The 16,129-nt window shown below is 45.6% G+C and carries 14 protein-coding genes; 12 read left to right on the top strand and 2 right to left on the bottom strand.

Annotated elements, in window-relative coordinates; translation table 11 throughout:
- Positions 1-19: 19 nt before the first annotated feature.
- Positions 20-526, top strand: a complete 507-nt coding sequence (locus Q0V21_RS14475) for an acyl-CoA thioesterase (RefSeq protein WP_094936670.1) — start codon at positions 20-22, stop codon at positions 524-526.
- A 7-nt stretch (positions 527-533) separates the two neighbouring features.
- Positions 534-935, top strand: coding sequence for an FxsA family protein (locus Q0V21_RS14470; RefSeq protein ID WP_301879487.1), 402 nt, complete (start codon positions 534-536; stop codon positions 933-935).
- Between the two features lie 120 nt (positions 936-1,055).
- Here the strand turns inward: Q0V21_RS14470 and ytvI are convergent, their stop codons facing one another.
- A complete protein-coding gene (gene ytvI, locus Q0V21_RS14465) occupies positions 1,056-2,174 on the bottom strand; it encodes a sporulation integral membrane protein YtvI (protein ID WP_079345923.1) in 1,119 nt (372 codons plus the stop codon).
- Positions 2,175-2,652: 478 nt separating this feature from the next.
- On the opposite strand from ytvI, the gene citZ reads away from it, so the two are divergent.
- From citZ to Q0V21_RS14445, 4 genes are all read left to right on the top strand, one after another.
- A complete protein-coding gene (citZ, locus tag Q0V21_RS14460; RefSeq protein ID WP_079345921.1) occupies positions 2,653-3,765 on the top strand; it encodes a citrate synthase in 1,113 nt (370 codons plus the stop codon).
- A gap of 152 nt (positions 3,766-3,917) precedes the next feature.
- Entirely contained in the window at positions 3,918-5,210 is a 1,293-nt protein-coding gene (gene icd / locus Q0V21_RS14455; protein ID WP_024629139.1) for an NADP-dependent isocitrate dehydrogenase, read from the top strand.
- Between the two features lie 15 nt (positions 5,211-5,225).
- Positions 5,226-6,167: a malate dehydrogenase gene (gene mdh, locus Q0V21_RS14450; RefSeq protein WP_301879486.1), complete on the top strand. Its 942-nt coding sequence runs from the start codon at positions 5,226-5,228 to the stop codon at positions 6,165-6,167.
- Between the two features lie 138 nt (positions 6,168-6,305).
- Entirely contained in the window at positions 6,306-6,731 is a 426-nt protein-coding gene (locus tag Q0V21_RS14445) for a hypothetical protein (RefSeq protein WP_024629141.1), read from the top strand.
- A gap of 237 nt (positions 6,732-6,968) precedes the next feature.
- Here Q0V21_RS14445 and Q0V21_RS14440 read toward each other — a convergent pair whose 3' ends face one another.
- Positions 6,969-8,528 carry a histidine kinase N-terminal 7TM domain-containing diguanylate cyclase gene (locus Q0V21_RS14440; RefSeq protein ID WP_301879485.1) on the bottom strand — a complete coding sequence of 520 codons (1,560 nt, stop codon included), beginning with the start codon at positions 8,526-8,528 and terminating at the stop codon, positions 6,969-6,971.
- 435 nt (positions 8,529-8,963) lie between these two features.
- Here Q0V21_RS14440 and Q0V21_RS14435 point away from each other — a divergent pair, with 435 nt between their 5' ends.
- The 6 genes from Q0V21_RS14435 to phoU all read left to right on the top strand — a co-directional run bounded on the left by Q0V21_RS14435 (position 8,964) and on the right by phoU (position 15,940).
- On the top strand, positions 8,964-9,833 hold the full coding sequence (locus Q0V21_RS14435) for an SDR family oxidoreductase (protein WP_301879484.1): 870 nt from the start codon (positions 8,964-8,966) through the stop codon (positions 9,831-9,833).
- Between the two features lie 401 nt (positions 9,834-10,234).
- On the top strand, positions 10,235-12,064 hold the full coding sequence (gene pnpS / locus Q0V21_RS14430) for a two-component system histidine kinase PnpS (protein ID WP_079345913.1): 1,830 nt from the start codon (positions 10,235-10,237) through the stop codon (positions 12,062-12,064).
- Positions 12,065-12,169: 105 nt separating this feature from the next.
- Entirely contained in the window at positions 12,170-12,898 is a 729-nt protein-coding gene (locus tag Q0V21_RS14425) for a response regulator transcription factor (protein ID WP_024629145.1), read from the top strand.
- 152 nt (positions 12,899-13,050) lie between these two features.
- Positions 13,051-14,244, top strand: a complete 1,194-nt coding sequence (locus tag Q0V21_RS14420) for a methyl-accepting chemotaxis protein (protein WP_301879483.1) — start codon at positions 13,051-13,053, stop codon at positions 14,242-14,244.
- 217 nt (positions 14,245-14,461) lie between these two features.
- A complete protein-coding gene (pstB, locus tag Q0V21_RS14415) occupies positions 14,462-15,217 on the top strand; it encodes a phosphate ABC transporter ATP-binding protein PstB (protein ID WP_285074559.1) in 756 nt (251 codons plus the stop codon).
- Between the two features lie 63 nt (positions 15,218-15,280).
- On the top strand, positions 15,281-15,940 hold the full coding sequence (gene phoU / locus Q0V21_RS14410) for a phosphate signaling complex protein PhoU (RefSeq protein WP_079345909.1): 660 nt from the start codon (positions 15,281-15,283) through the stop codon (positions 15,938-15,940).
- Positions 15,941-16,129: the final 189 nt, after the last annotated feature.

Here is a 16,129-nt window from a genome sequence, read left to right as displayed (position 1 = left end):
ATCGAAGGAGGCCGATAACATGCAACAACAAAGCAATGGCGATTGGTACACGGCACGCCTTCGCGTGCGTTATCAAGAAAGTGATCAGATGGGTGTGGTCTATCACGCCAATTATTTGAATTGGTTTGAAATCGGTCGAACCGAGATGATTCGCCAAATGGGGTATACATATCGTAAAATGGAGGAACAGGGGTTACTGCTTCCGGTAACCGGACTGGATGTGAAATATCATAAACCTGCCCGGTATGATGATGAAATCATCATTTTCACCCGTATTGCTGCATTTAGCGGTCTGCGACTGAACTATGAGTATGACATAAGGCGTATAACTGCAGACCTCAATGAGCAGATAGGCATTGGGCAACGAGTATGGTCATCGGATGAGTCCCTTCCTGGTGAACGATTGGTTACAGGCTCTACCCAGCATGTATGGGTCAATGGGGACTGGAAGCCAGTCCGGCTGGATAAGGCAGCTTCTGAGCTCTACAGCGCACTTGAGAAAGTGTGGCTTTCAGGAAAGGGGTAATACGTAAATGCGAAGATGGATGTGGGCCTTGCTCTTAATCATTCCGGTGAGTGAACTGTTTGGTTTCATTCTTATGAGTGACTGGATTGGAGCCGGAAAGACATTGCTTCTTATGATTCTCACGTCCTTGATCGGTATAGCAATGTTGCAGTTTGAAGGACGAAAAGTACTTATCGATGCCAAATCCGAGATGGAGCGCGGTAAGGTGCCCGGACGAAAAATGGTAGATGGCCTTTTTATATTTGTCGGTGGTTTCCTGCTGCTGATTCCCGGATTTATTACAGATCTGATCGGATTTACGCTGTTGTTTCCCATAACACGTTCAGTGTATCGTCTGTTCTTCCTGGGATGGCTGGAGAAAAAAATGAGAAACGGAAGTATTAAGTTTTATCGCGGTCCGAAACAATAGGCTATACCAGAAAAAAACAGTTAAAGAAAGGCACCCACCACCAGATTCAGTCTGATGAGCGGTGCCTTTTTTGTATCTTGATTATATGCGGATGGATTACAAAAAATGGAAATAATGAATTCATCGGACACGTCCATTAATAATGTATGTTCGGAGATCCCGGAATACATTCGCTCGATTGAATGCATCAAGGATGACAAGACTGACAGGGCCAATGATCAAACCGAGTACACCGAACAGCTTCAGTCCGACAAACATGCCAACCAATGTGGCGAGAGGGTCCAGGCCGACGCTGCTGGCAAGAACTTTGGGTTCAATGATTTGGCGGGCAATCAGCACAATAAGATATACAATGCTGATGCCTATCCCTAGATACAAGTCACCATTCATAAGCAGATATGCCGCCCAGGGAACCATCACCAGGCCAACACCGAGATAAGGAAGCAGATCCACCAGACCGATAAGCAAAGCGATCGTGAAAGCAGACTTAACCTGTAGCACAAGCAATCCGATCATGACAAATAATGCGGTGATGGAGATCATGATCAACTGGGCCCGTGCATAACCAAACAGTGCTTTTTTCAGATCATTCCATATGTCGCTAATCGGCTTGCGAACGGAAGAGGGCACCCAGCCCGATACGGTAATGCTATGTCTGTTCCAACTTTTGCTGATAAAGAAAGCTGACAATAGAACAACAATAAGTACTGCTCCCATATTGGGAAGGGAAGTGAGCAGGTTCAGGATCATGTTGAAGAATCCGGTGACCAGATCCGTTACAGCTGTACCTACCGTTTCGGTTGTTTTGCTAATATTGCTGTTAATGGTCTCCTGATAGTTGGGATTTTCCTTGTAAAATTCATTGATCTGCCCAATTAAACTCTGAATCGTGTCATTCTGGGTCCAGCGGACAAACGTAGCCTTAATCTCATCGACATGAAGGTCGAAGCTCGTCGTTAGTGAAATGACTTCTTTCACCATACGGGTTACAGCTGCGGACAATACGACTACAATGGCCCCGAAATAAATGATTAGTGACAAGGTCACTGCCAGCCAGCGAGGGAATCGGGCCTTGTATTGAAGTAACTTCACCAGAGGGTTCATCGCATAAGCAATAATCCAAGCAATGGCAAAAGGATATAACAGCGGGAACAGCAAATATATGGCCACGGCAATGAGAATGGCCGCGATAATCACCCATATGCCGCGCAGCAGGCGTTTCATTATGATTCTATCCAAGCATCAACTCTCCTTATTCCATTTCAAGCACCCATGAAGGAAGCACAGGAAGCTATCTAGTTAATATAGAGCAAAACCAGTGATTTGAAACGCCAGGATGTCGTCGGTTTATATCTTTTCTTTTGCCTAGAGTATGCCTGATGTTCACAAAATATAGCAATAGAAACTTGATTAATAGCATGGATTTATATAAAAAGAATAAAATGTCAACCTTGTTTTTGTAAAGGTTTTCAAAAATGCTTTATCGGTCTGATAAAGAAGTTTGATGTGCGGATGACCCCGCATCATGTTCACATAAACGACAAAATCCAGTATGATGAGAGAAGGAAATACCGATTGACAGAGATGAAAACCGGTATTGAGGTATTTATTAATTTTAAAATGTAAATGGTTACAAAAGAAGGACGAGTGCGTTTGAGGCACGTAGATGACACTCTGGATGGGTTCTTGATTTCGTTTATTAAAGGAGAGATGTAATATGACAGCTACCAAAGGTCTGGAAGGCATCGTTGCAACAACCTCTTCGATCAGCTCCATTGTAGACGGTGTGCTAACATACCGTGGTTACGATATTGACGATCTGGCTGAACATGCAAGCTTTGAAGAAGTTGCCTATTTGCTGTGGTTTGGTAAATTGCCAACTACGGATGAACTGAAATCCCTTCGCAAAAGCCTGAGCGATTACGCGCCGATTCCGAGCGAGTTGATTGCACAAATCCAATTGTATCCGAAAAACATGAGTACCATGGCAGCACTGCGTTCCGCAGTATCCGCATTGGCTCTCTATGATGAGCAGGCTGACGAGATGACAGCGGAAGCGAATGAGAACAAAGCGGTTAAGCTGCAAGCGCAATTGCCAACTATTGTGGCAGCCATAGCTCGTATCCGTCAGGGCAAGGAACCTGTGGCTCCAAAAGAAGGCGCTTCCATCGCAGAAAACTTTTTATATATGATGACTGGAGAACAACCGACCGAGACCGCTGTTAAAGCTCTTGATCAGGCGCTTGTTCTGCATGCTGATCACGAATTGAATGCATCTACATTTGCTGCGCGTGTAACTGTAGCTACGCTTTCTGACATCTATTCAGGTGTAACTTCAGCGATTGGTGCATTGAAGGGGCCATTGCATGGCGGTGCTAACGAAGCCGTTATGAAAATGCTGATTGAGATTGGTACGCCTGAACGTCTCGAAGCGGCAATTCAGGAAAAACTGAACAACCGTGAGAAGATCATGGGATTCGGACACCGTGTATACAAAAATGGAGACCCACGTGCCAAACATCTGCAAAAGATGTCCAAGGAACTGGGCGAAATGAACAACGATACACGCTTGTATGATATGTCAGTGAAGATCGAAGAGCTGGTGACAGGACAAAAAGGCTTGAAGCCAAATGTAGATTTCTATTCAGCTTCCGTATATACCCAATTGGGTATTGAAGAGGTACTGTTTACACCGATCTTTGCGATTAGCAGGGTATCAGGCTGGACTGCTCATATTCTGGAGCAACTCGCGGATAACCGTATTATTCGCCCGCGTGCCGAGTACACAGGTCCAACAGATCAGAAGTACGTTTCGATTGAACTTCGCTAATGCTGTCAAAACCAGTATAATAAACAAGGATGGGGTGAAGGGTTGAAACCTGTCGGCTAAAAACGGGCCGCATGTTCATAACCCTTCCTCCAATTAAGACAAGCGGTGTGTTATCATACTGCACATACGAATCTCAAGGAGGAATTATACGAATGAAATTAGAAAAATTTGCTCATCCAACTGAAGGCGAAAAAATTCAAATTGATAACGGTACACTTCAAGTACCTAATAACCCAATCATTCCATTCATCGAAGGTGACGGTACAGGCCGTGACATCTGGAAAGCTTCCAAGCGCGTATTGGATGCAGCTGTTGAAAAAGCATATGACGGCAGCAAAAAGATCGCATGGTATGAAGTGTTTGCTGGCGAGAAAGCATTCGATACATACGGGGAGTGGCTGCCAAACGACACGCTTGAAGCCATTCGCGAGTATATCGTAGCCATCAAAGGACCGTTGACTACGCCAATCGGTGGCGGAATTCGTTCCCTGAACGTCGCACTTCGTCAAGAACTGGATCTGTACACATGCCTGCGTCCTGTCCGTTACTTCGATGGTGTACCTTCTCCGGTTAAACGTCCTGAACTGGTAGACATGGTCATTTTCCGTGAAAATACAGAAGATATCTACGCTGGTATTGAATATGCAGAAGGTTCCGAAGAAGTGAAAAAAGTGATCCAGTTCCTGCAACAGGAGATGGGTGCAAACAAAATCCGTTTCCCTGAAACTTCCGGTATTGGTATCAAGCCAGTTTCCTCTGAAGGTTCCAAACGTTTGGTACGTGCAGCAGTGCAGTATGCCATCGATCACAACCGTAAGAGCGTTACTTTGGTACACAAAGGCAATATCATGAAATTTACTGAAGGTGCCTTCAAAAACTGGGGTTATGAAGTTGCTGAAGAAGAGTTCGCTGACAAAGTGTTCACTTGGGCACAATACGATGTCATCAAGGAAAAAGACGGCACAGATGCAGCAAATGCTGCTCAAAAAGCAGCTGAAGATGCTGGCAAAATCATCGTGAAAGATGCGATTGCCGATATCGCTCTGCAACAAGTATTGACTCGTCCAGGCGAATTCGATGTTATCGCAACGTTGAACCTGAACGGTGACTATCTGTCCGATGCACTGGCTGCACAAGTTGGCGGAATTGGTATCGCTCCAGGAGCGAACATCAACTATGTAACAGGACATGCTATCTTCGAAGCTACTCACGGTACTGCACCTAAGTATGCTGACAAAGATGTCGTGAACCCTGGTTCCGTTATCCTGTCCGGCGTTATGTTGCTTGAGCACTTGGGATGGCAAGAAGCGGCTAACCTGATCTACAAAGGTATGGAAACATCCATCAACAACAAAACAGTTACTTATGACTTTGCACGTCTGATGGACGGCGCTACTGAAGTGAAATGTTCTGAATTTGCTGATCAAATCATTAAAAACCTGTAAGGGGAGATGTGAATCGTGACTATTCAGCGCAAAAAAATCACAGTAGTCGGCGCCGGATTTACCGGAGCTACAACGGCTTTGATGCTTGCCCAAAAAGAACTCGGGGATGTTGTTCTGGTTGATATTCCTCAATTGGAAAACCCGACGAAAGGTAAAGCGCTCGATATGATGGAAGCGAGTCCTGTTCAGGGCTTCGACAGCAATATCGTTGGTACTTCCAACTACGAGGATACTGCAGGTTCGGAGATTGTTATTATTACGGCAGGTATTGCCCGTAAACCGGGTATGAGCCGTGATGATCTGGTCAACACGAATGCAGGTATCGTGAAGTCTGTTTGTGAAAATGTGAAAAAATATTGCCCTGATTCCATCGTCATTATTCTAAGCAACCCGGTAGATGCAATGACATATGCGGCTTATCAGACGCTTGGTTTCCCTAAAAACCGCGTAATCGGTCAGTCCGGTGTTCTGGATACTGCACGTTATTGCACATTCATTGCACAAGAGCTGAATGTATCGGTTGAAGATGTCCGTGGATTCGTTCTTGGCGGCCACGGAGACGATATGGTACCACTCGTTCGTTATTCCAGCGTTGGTGGTATTCCAATCGACACCCTCATCCCGGCAGATCGCATCGAATCCATCGTACAACGCACACGTGTTGGCGGCGGTGAGATCGTAAACCTGCTTGGAAACGGCAGCGCATATTATGCACCGGCAGCTTCTTTGGTGCAAATGACCGAAGCCATTTTAAAAGACAAAAAACGAATTATTCCGGTTATTGCTTACCTCGAAGGGGAATATGGCTACAATGATTTGTTCCTTGGCGTGCCAACCATTCTGGGTGGTAAGGGAATTGAAAAAATCTTTGAACTGGAACTGACTGCTGAAGAAAAAGCAGGACTCGACAAATCTGCTGATTCCGTTCGAAACGTCATTTCAGTAGTAAACCTGTAAGTTTGAATACTTTTTGACAGGAATACACAGAAAACCTTCGGATCATCCGGAGGTTTTCTTTTCTTTGGATAAGTTCCCCAGTATAATGAGATGTGATGTATAACACACTGAACTGAAATTTTGAGGAGGATGGACATTTTGACAATGATTATGTATTTGCTTCATATTATTGGAGCACTGGCGATGGGATTCTATCTGGTCTTGCCTTTCGTGGTTGGCAAAATCCGTACCCTGAGTACAGCGGCCCAGGAAGGAGCATTTGCATCACTCCGTTCATTGAATCGTATTGCTCAGTATGGACTGGTGATTCAACTTCTTACGGGCGGTTACTTGATGACCAAAGGTGAGTATTCCTATCTGTGGATGGGCGTAGTTGTCGTTTTGCTGCTCGCGATTGCAGCCATTGGTGGGATCATGGGTAAACCGCTTCGTTTGGCAGCAGAGGCTGTAAAAAGCAAACGTGACGTTAGTGCAGAGCAAAGCAAGATTCGTACGTTCAGCACATTGCTTGCCATCTTCCTGCTCATTATGGTGTATCTGATGGTTAACAATCAGGTTATCTAAGAACAGCTGCGAACGAATTTTAATTGCTTGCTGAACTTCTTGCTGAACTTAAAGCGTTTGCACTTCATAACGCTGGACAAGCCGAATTAGAAAGTAAGGTATTGAAACGTATTGAAATAGACAGCCTATGAGGCTGTCTATTTTTGTTCGCTCGGCTGGAGAAATGTCTGATAATCAGCAAAGTGATAGTGATGAATCTACGGTATATATGACTCACTCAGTTAAGTTCTACATTTTTTACCCCAGGCTCACAGCGTGGGCAAATACGGTATTTCGCCCGTTTCGTTTGGACTCATACAGGGCCGTGTCGGCATCGCGCAGCAGGGATTCCAGAGAATCGGACCCTCCATTATATTGGGCCACCCCGAAGCTTGAAGTCAGTGGAATACGAGTTCCCTGTACCTCCAGCGGGTCATTCAACAAGGCCACGCGTAATTTCTCGGCGAGCTGCTCACCATCTTGAAGGGATGCATGGGGAACAGCGATGACAAACTCTTCTCCTCCATAACGTGCAAACAGCATCTCCGGGTTCAGATAACGATTACATACAGAGACTACGTGAATGATGGCCTGATCGCCAACGTCATGTCCATAGGTGTCATTAATTCGTTTGAAATGATCAATGTCAAATAAAATAAAGGCCGCAGGCCGCAGAGTAAGCTGGGCTTCACTCAGTATCTCTCGTCCTCGAAGCAGGAACTGTGTACGGTTATATATTTTGGTGAGGCCATCGAAGTAAGCCAGCTGCTTCAGCTGTTCTTGCAGGAAACGCTGTTCAGTAATATCAATCAGCATAATCAGAGTACCAACGGCTTGTCCCTCTTTGTTATACACATATGATGTTCTGACCTGGTAACAGACGGTCTCCCCATTTAACTGCCAGTACAAATCGGTTTGCAGGCCTTCCCGGCCATATTCCACCGGAAAAGTCTCTCCCGCAAGAGATAACCAAATATCGTTCAAATATTGACCCACCATACTCAAATCAAGCTCAGGCAGCATATCACGTAGAGATTTGTTGTAATCGACGAGACGATTGGAGCTATCCAGCACGATAACACCTTCACGCATGCTTTCAAAGATACTATCCTTGGCAATAGGTACGATGGTTAGAAGACGTGAGGATAGAATAGCCCATATATACATTGCAGATGTTATGCACATTAGAACCGGAACGGGGTCCATTCCACCTGGTGTCAAACCAAGCAAATATACGAAGGCCGCTACCATGGGAATAACTTGTGAGGTGATTAGTGTGAGTAGCTGACGACGGTACATCTTTTTGGTATGTCTCCATTGTCTGATGAGAATAAGGCAGGCGCATAATAGACAGGAAAAGGTAAATGCACCATGAACTACGTACCATTGACCTATGGCAATTTCCATTAGGGGGACAGAGCTGTCTTCTCTTAGCCACACTTTTGTATAGAATAAATGATGATAATCATTGGTTGCCACCATGAACAAGGTAATGGAAGGAATTACAAACAGCGCCGCAGTCCCTTTTTTGGATACTGTTCTACCCGTGTACTGTTTCATGAGCAGCAGCCCAAGCGAGGCGGAGAAAGGCATGCCGATATACTCTACGGTCGTCCAGAACTTCATCTGCTCCAGAGTATTGCTGGTGAGTTCAATCGCGTATCCGAAGGTGTACACAGACAGAGCTGCTGTATAGAGTATGAATATTTTCGAACTTGGGATCTCTGCTCTTCTAACATAAGTATATAAACACAGAAAAACATTCAGCACTGCTGATGTTGCTACAAGTGTTATATAAGAATTAATGTGCGATTCCATGGGTTAGGTGTCTCCATATTAGATCAGAATGTTTGCTCTGTGGGGATATAGAACAGCCTCAGTTAACCTTGATAAATGTAGTTGAAAGCTTATCTGTATACTGTACATTGTACATCAGCCTATACGGCATAGGATACCAATTTGGATGCTGAAACAGTCTCAATTTCGAAAAAATTTCGAATGTTTGGCAAGATAGGGTCAATCATTACGGCTTTCCTCAATGGCAGGATGTCTGCAAGAGGATGAAATAAGCGATCAGATCATGATGGGATTTTTCTGTTTGACCTCCAAAAGGGTGTGGTAAGTAAATATCGAAGACGAAATACAGCGACTTTGGAGGATGAACCGTTGGAAGAAGGAATAATCTGTACTGTTCATGCCATCCTACAGAATGAGACAAGATCAGACAATCCATTTTGAGAGGAGAAATACCAAATGTCAACCGAAACACAAAACCAAAAGACGATGCCTGCTCAACATCAGGATCAGCGCCCCGGTATCGAATCGGAGATGCACCCCAAACCAGAGTTTGAGAAACCTCAATATAAAGCAGCCGGAAAGCTGTTGGATAAGGTTGCATTGATCACGGGTGGAGACAGTGGAATTGGACGTGCTGTTGCCGTTACATATGCAAAGGAAGGCGCGGATGTAGCGATCGTGTACCTGAGTGAGCATGAGGATGCTGAGGAAACAAAGAGTCAGGTCGAACAGGAAGGACGTAAATGTATACTCATTGCCGGGGACATTGGTGACAATACTTTTGCCAAGAGCACAGTGCAGCAGACGGTGGATCAACTGGGCAAGCTGGATATTGTGGTGAATAATGCAGCCGAGCAGCATCCACAGCAGCAGTTGGAGGATATTACACCAGAACAGTTGGAGCGCACGTTCCGTACCAATATCTTCGGTATGTTTTACATTACACAAGCTGCCCTGCCACATCTCAAAAAAGGCAGTACCATCATTAATACGACTTCAATTACCGCATATCGCGGAAATCCGACGTTGATTGATTACTCATCTACCAAAGGAGCAATCACATCATTTACGCGCTCCTTGTCGATGAACGTTGTGGAGAAGGGAATCCGTGTGAATGCCGTTGCTCCAGGACCTATTTGGACCCCGCTCATTCCATCCACCTTTGATGAGAAAAAGGTGAGCGAATTCGGTGCTACTCAACCAATGAAACGTCCCGGACAACCGGATGAACTGGCTCCAGCTTACGTGTATCTCGCTTCTGATGATTCTTCCTACGTGAGCGGTCAGGTTATGCACGTCAATGGCGGCGAAGTGGTGAATGGATAATTGATCAACGAAATGTTCGAAATGAAGGCGTATCGTCCAGGAAGACTGGTCGGTACGTCTTTTTTATGCGCATATATTGAAATGAGATGATTTTGATCATATTTACAAAAGTCGGTATCGGCGTTGATACAACCATGATATTTTATCTATAGTCTTGCGTGGAGATAGCCCTATAACAACTCGCCGATTAGCTCCTTATCAAAAATGGCAGGATCTTCATGCTATCTGTGATATGATATAGACCGAACAAGTAAGCTTCGGAGGCGCTCATATGAAGATTAGCAAACAAATGCGGCACACTATAAATGGGTGGGCAGTGCGATGGTTGGCATCGCGTCCAAAATGAAACACGAAGCGTTAGGATATGTTGATTATTAATTTTACAACAAAGGAAGAGATAGATGAGACCTTTCCGAATTCGCCTTGCCATCATCATGATGGTGCTGATCGGTATTTCCGTCATTGTGGCTGGTTATACGATGGGCAGAGTTTTTAAAACTACTCACATCACTGCACTGGAGAAAACGATGGTGCGTGAGATCAATTTGCTGAAAGCAACGTTCCCGTTCCATGATGCAACCGATCCGACAAATGCAGAGACACAGAAATATTACTCAGAACGTGCTGTGGAACTGGATCGACTGACGGATTCACGGGTAACCTTTATTAATAAAGACGGAACGGTGATTGGCGACTCGGAGAGCGATCCGAAGTCCATGGACAACCACTTGGACCGTCAGGAGATTAAAGAAGCGGTTGGGCAAAGCTATGGTCAATCGATTCGTTTCAGCGAAACATTGGGGCAGGATATGCTGTATGTGGCGCTTCCTGTGAATTCAGATCAAAGTGACATGATTGAGTTACCTAGCGGGAAATTTGACGGATATATTCGTTTATCCATGAGTCTTGAAGCTGTAGATCAAGGACTTCAGCAGGGCTGGATTTTAATGTTTTTCACCCTGGGACTTCTGTTCCTGATTGTGGCTCTTGTCAGTTACCGGGTTGCGCGGGGGCTGACATCACCGATTGAGCATATTACGAAGGTGGCTCACCGAATTACCAAGCTGGACTATGATGCGAGGGTGAACGTAACCCGCAATGATGAGATTGGTCAACTTGGGCTTGCCATTAATGGAATGGCAGACAGCCTTCAGATGCAGTTGAAGACGATCAGGGATAATGAAGCGCTGCTGGAAAGTGTCCTTGCCAACATGACAGGCGGCATTATCATGATTGATGCAGGTCAATCTATTGCCCTGGTCAATCGGGAAGCGGAGCGTATGCTTGGCATTCAGGCAGAGCGCGTTACTGGCAAGCCATATGTTGAATTAAAGCGGCATTATGAGCTGACGCGAACCGTTGAAGAGAGTGTTGCACTGCGAGAACCGATGCATGAAGAAGTGAGTGTGTTCAATCCGGTTGAAAAATTGATTCGCATTGATGGGGTACCGATGTCTGAAGATGATGGCGCTTATCGGGGGATGCTCTTCCTCCTGCAGGATGTAACGGCGATCCGCAGGCTTGAATCGATGCGCAGTGAGTTTGTAGCGAACGTATCTCATGAACTCAAGACGCCTGTGGCTGCGGTCAAAGGGTTTGCCGAAACGCTTCTTAGCGGCGGGGTACAGGACAAAGAGACGGAACGTTCATTCCTGCAGATCATATATGATGAAGGTGACAGACTGAACCGATTAATCGGTGATATACTGGAGTTATCCAAAATTGAATCCAAACGGGCTCCGCTGCAGTGTTCACCTGTGCATGTGCATTCGTTCTTCGAGATGGTCCTGGGTACCCTGTCTAAGGTGGCGGAGAAGAAAGATATTCGTCTGGAGATGAATGTTCCTGAAGAATTGTATATTGAAGCTGATGAGGATAAAATGAAGCAGATCTTTATTAATTTGTTATCCAACGGCATTAACTATACACCAGAGGGTGGTAGGGTAAAATTGCAAGTGTCGGTTGAACGTAAGGAGGACGAAGAACAAGTTGTCTTTGCAGTGTCTGACACAGGAATCGGTATCCCGAAAAAAGATTTGCCACGGATTTTTGAACGCTTCTATCGGGTGGACAAGGGCAGATCCCGTAATTCGGGAGGAACTGGACTTGGACTTTCGATTGTGAAGCATCTGGTTGAATTACATCATGGCCAACTGGCTGTAGAGAGTGAACTTGGCATGGGAACGACGTTTCGTGTTATCCTTCCATTAATTCAGGATGAAGAAATATAGCAGCTTGTAAAAGGAATATACTGTTTTACACACAGTTAACAATTAGGTGCTATGATAAAGAAAGTGTTGTGGCAACAGACAACCTACAAGGAGAGAAGGGGTACCATGGCGCAGCGTTTGCTCGTTATTGAAGATGAACCAACATTATCAAGATTGCTTACGTACAACCTGACACAAGAGGGCTATGATGTTATTGCTGAGGATCACGGATCTTCAGGTTATGATCGGGCCTTGTCCCAGGATTTTGATCTGATTCTGCTGGATCTGATGCTTCCTGGAATGAATGGTCTGGATATCCTGAACAAGCTACGAATTCAGGGTGTCAGTACACCGGTCATTATTCTCACAGCCAAGAACGGTGAAGCCGAAGTGGTGCAAGGCTTAAAATCAGGTGCCGATGATTATATTACCAAGCCCTTTGGTGTATCCGAATTGCTGGCTCGAGTAGATGCGGTGTTAAGACGTTATTCGAATGGTGAGGATTTGCCTCAGCCAGAGGATAAAGACGGTTCACGCATTATTCTGGGAGAGCTTGAGATTTATCCTTTGAAGTACGAGGTTACGCTGGGTGGACAATCCATCAGTCTGCGTCCCAAGGAGTTCGAGGTTCTGCTTTATCTGGCCAAGAAACCAGGTGTTGTGCTTACACGGGATGATCTGATGAATGCGGTCTGGGGCTTCGATTATATCGGAGGACAGCGCACGGTGGACGTTCACGTCAGTTCATTGCGGAAAAAGCTGGAGCTGGACCCGGAGTCGGTTCACATTGATTCGATTCGCGGTGTAGGTTATAAATTGGTTGTAAAAAGAAAAACTCCCCATCATTCGAGTTAACAATGATTGGGGAGTTTTATTTTACATTCCGTTAACATAAAGAACTATTTTCCTTTACGTATAGGGAGTAGGATGAAGCTGTCTGAGTGATACTTTGTACCTATATATTCCATCTCAGGACGGAGCTCATACGTAAAGGAGATTGCGCATTTATGCCCATGTTGCTCGAAGTGAAGCCCGACCAGCCCAAAGAAATGTTATATACGCAACAAGAACAAGCCATAACGGACATTACTGAACAAAAAGATGAAGATGGAGTTATGGATACCAAAGACATTGTCATTTCATTACGGGACTATTGCCGCCAAGTTCCGGTAGTTGGCGTTCATACGACCTGTGGGGAAGCGGCAAGCCTGTTGAATCAGGATCAGGAGTACCCTTGTATTGTATTATGTGATGATCAAATGCACCCATTAGGACTGTTGATGCGAGAGACGTTATACCGGATGCTGAATGGACGATTTGCAGCAGATCTTTTCTACCGGAAGCCGGTTGTGAATGCAGCGAACTCTTCTCCTGTCATTGTCGATGTGCATGCAGAAGCCACCGCGATAATTGACATTGCTTTGACCCGTAGCGAGCAAAATTTCTATGATTGTTTGATCGTTACGGAAGAAGATCAATTGCTGGGTGTGCTGACGATGAGGGATGTCATGTCCCTTTCCCGTAAGCTGCAGCACGTGGCCTCGGAAGAACGTGTACATATTATTACACAGAGCAGACAGGAAATAACAAGAATCAACGATTCCGTTACCAGACTGGTTCAAGCTGCTCGAAAAGCGGGGGAAGAAGCAGAACAGATCATGCAGTTGTCCCAGCAGGGTGCCAGCAGTCTTAGTCAGGTTGATGCTTCATATAACCGTGTATATCAGCATATTGATGGTCAGCAGAAGCACGCTGATGACATGCTGCGTTCCATCGATATGGGTTCCGGGATGGCAAGTTCCATTCGTTCATTAGCAGACCAGAGTGGGCTGCTTGCCATGAATGCTTCCATTGAAGCAGCACATGCTGGGGAGTACGGACGGGGGTTTCAGGTCGTCGCTGGGGAGATTCGCGCACTTGCCAAGCAAACCCGTGAGGTTGCGGGAAATATGTCTTCTTTGCTGGAGGATATCGGCGGGCTAACCAGACAGACTGTAGAATTGGTGAGAGCAAGCACGGCAGAGATTAACAGCAGCTCCGTTCATGTAAACGATGGAGGGGCTGCATTCAAACAGCTGAACACGGCTGTAGCAGGCATGTCTCATATTGCAGAAAATATTGCCATGGAAGGCAAGACGGCTGGGGAATTGGCAGAGCATATTCGGGAGAGACTGGAGAATATGGTCCAAGCGGATGATTAATTGAAGGCAGGATAGGCATCGTTCATACGCAATGATCAGATAAGGGGGTCATGAGTGTGAAAGATGTCTCTTTTTACATTCCGTTAACATGAAAGTGATACTGTTTTTACAATGAGAGGGTAGGATATTATAGATGGCCGGAGCCAAGTTTAATTATTGGCATCGGTTTACGTAAGGGAATCTGGTTGTCCCTGCCGCGAAGGAGAAGTGAACATCCATGAAAGACCTCATTCACATTGAAGGACTTAATTTATACTATGATACGCATCACGCGCTTAAAAATATATCAATGGACCTGCCGGAGAAGACGGTTACCGCGTTTATCGGTCCATCGGGTTGCGGCAAATCCACCTTGCTTCGTACATTGAATCGGATGAATGACATGATTCCAGGCGTACGTGTGGAAGGACAAGTTATGCTGGACGGTTCCGACATTTATGGCAATGAGATTGAAGTCGAGACGCTGCGCAAGCGGGTCGGAATGGTGTTTCAGCAGCCTAACCCTTTTCCAAAATCCATCTACGATAACGTAGCCTATGGGCCGCGACTTCATGGGGTGACACAAAAAGCAGAACTGGATCGTTTGGTTGAGCAGAGTCTGGTCCATGCTGCACTGTGGGACGAAGTAAAGGATGTACTCAAAAAATCGGCACTCAGTCTCTCTGGCGGACAACAGCAGCGGCTCTGTATTGCACGTGCCCTGGCTGTTCAGCCTGACGTCCTGCTGATGGATGAAGCAACGTCTGCACTTGATCCGATCTCGACACTTAAAATTGAGGAACTGGTGAAGGAATTGCACCACAAATACACAATTGTAATGGTAACCCATAACATGCATCAGGCTGCGCGGGTATCGGGTCGTACTGTATTTTTCCTGAATGGGGAAGTGGTGGAGGCGGCTGAAACAGAAACATTGTTCTCCACACCACAGGATTCCAGAACCGAGGATTATATATCCGGACGGTTCGGCTAAGCAAGCTGAGTTCGAACGATCCCGGTGTGTCCGGAGATGATGGATAAGGAGGACATGGAATCTATGATTCGCAGAAAAGAATTTGATCAAGAGCTTGAGGAACTGCGCACACTGCTTCGGCAAATGGGTGAGCATGTAGGAACGGCGCTGGATGGTGCCATTGAAAGTTTGCAGACGATGGATGCCGAGAAAGCTCAGGTCATCATCAAGAACGATGCGAATCTGAATGCCCTGGAAGACAAGATTATGGAACTGGGTTCCAAACTCATCATTACACAACAGCCGGTAGCGAAGGATCTGCGACGTATTATTGTTGCATTCAAAATCTCAAGTGACCTGGAGCGTATGGGTGACCTTGCACTCGATGTAGCGAAAGTGACCCTTCGCATGGATGGGCAGCAGTTGATTAAACCGCTAGTGGATATTCCAAGAATGGCGGAAATCGTAAAAGCCATGGTTGATGAATCTATTGAATCCTTCCTGAAAGAAAATACGGATCTGGCTTACAAAATGGCTCAAACTGACGATCAGGTTGATCAATTGTACAGTCATATGATCAGTGACCTTTACTCGTTCATGTCAGACCATCCGAACAAGGCTTCCCAAGCGATGCTCTTGATGATGGTAGGGCGTTACATCGAACGGATTGGTGACCACGCAACAAACATTGGTGAGAGCACGGTGTATCTGGTAACAGGAAAACGCCCTGATTTGAATCAATAGGTAACTGTATTAGTGAAATTGGGTAATTCGTACGGAATAAAGGGACTTTCTCTTGGGTGGCCTGTAAACAGGCTGTCTGTGGAGGGGGTTCCTTTTTTCTGCAGGTCAGATGATGACAAAAAAATCGACTGATTTTTTTGTTGTAACTGGTGTGTATGGTATCATGAGAGTAGATGTAATTGAAGGATT

The organism is Paenibacillus sp. 11B (assembly GCF_030487755.1).
Classification (GTDB): domain Bacteria; phylum Bacillota; class Bacilli; order Paenibacillales; family Paenibacillaceae; genus Paenibacillus; species Paenibacillus vandeheii.
This window is presented reverse-complemented; position numbering and strand designations above follow the sequence as displayed.

Excerpts from the sequence above, each read along its gene's own strand:
- Q0V21_RS14475 (WP_094936670.1), top strand. The coding sequence starts at position 20 with ATGCAACAACAAAGCAATGGCGATTGGTACACGGCACGCCTTCGCGTG.
- Q0V21_RS14470 (WP_301879487.1), top strand. The coding sequence starts at position 534 with ATGCGAAGATGGATGTGGGCCTTGCTCTTAATCATTCCGGTGAGTGAA.
- citZ (WP_079345921.1), top strand. The coding sequence starts at position 2,653 with ATGACAGCTACCAAAGGTCTGGAAGGCATCGTTGCAACAACCTCTTCG.
- icd (WP_024629139.1), top strand. The coding sequence starts at position 3,918 with ATGAAATTAGAAAAATTTGCTCATCCAACTGAAGGCGAAAAAATTCAA.
- Q0V21_RS14440 (WP_301879485.1), bottom strand. The coding sequence starts at position 8,528 with ATGGAATCGCACATTAATTCTTATATAACACTTGTAGCAACATCAGCA.
- Q0V21_RS14435 (WP_301879484.1), top strand. The coding sequence starts at position 8,964 with ATGTCAACCGAAACACAAAACCAAAAGACGATGCCTGCTCAACATCAG.
- pnpS (WP_079345913.1), top strand. The coding sequence starts at position 10,235 with ATGAGACCTTTCCGAATTCGCCTTGCCATCATCATGATGGTGCTGATC.
- Q0V21_RS14425 (WP_024629145.1), top strand. The coding sequence starts at position 12,170 with ATGGCGCAGCGTTTGCTCGTTATTGAAGATGAACCAACATTATCAAGA.
- Q0V21_RS14420 (WP_301879483.1), top strand. The coding sequence starts at position 13,051 with ATGCCCATGTTGCTCGAAGTGAAGCCCGACCAGCCCAAAGAAATGTTA.
- pstB (WP_285074559.1), top strand. The coding sequence starts at position 14,462 with ATGAAAGACCTCATTCACATTGAAGGACTTAATTTATACTATGATACG.
- phoU (WP_079345909.1), top strand. The coding sequence starts at position 15,281 with ATGATTCGCAGAAAAGAATTTGATCAAGAGCTTGAGGAACTGCGCACA.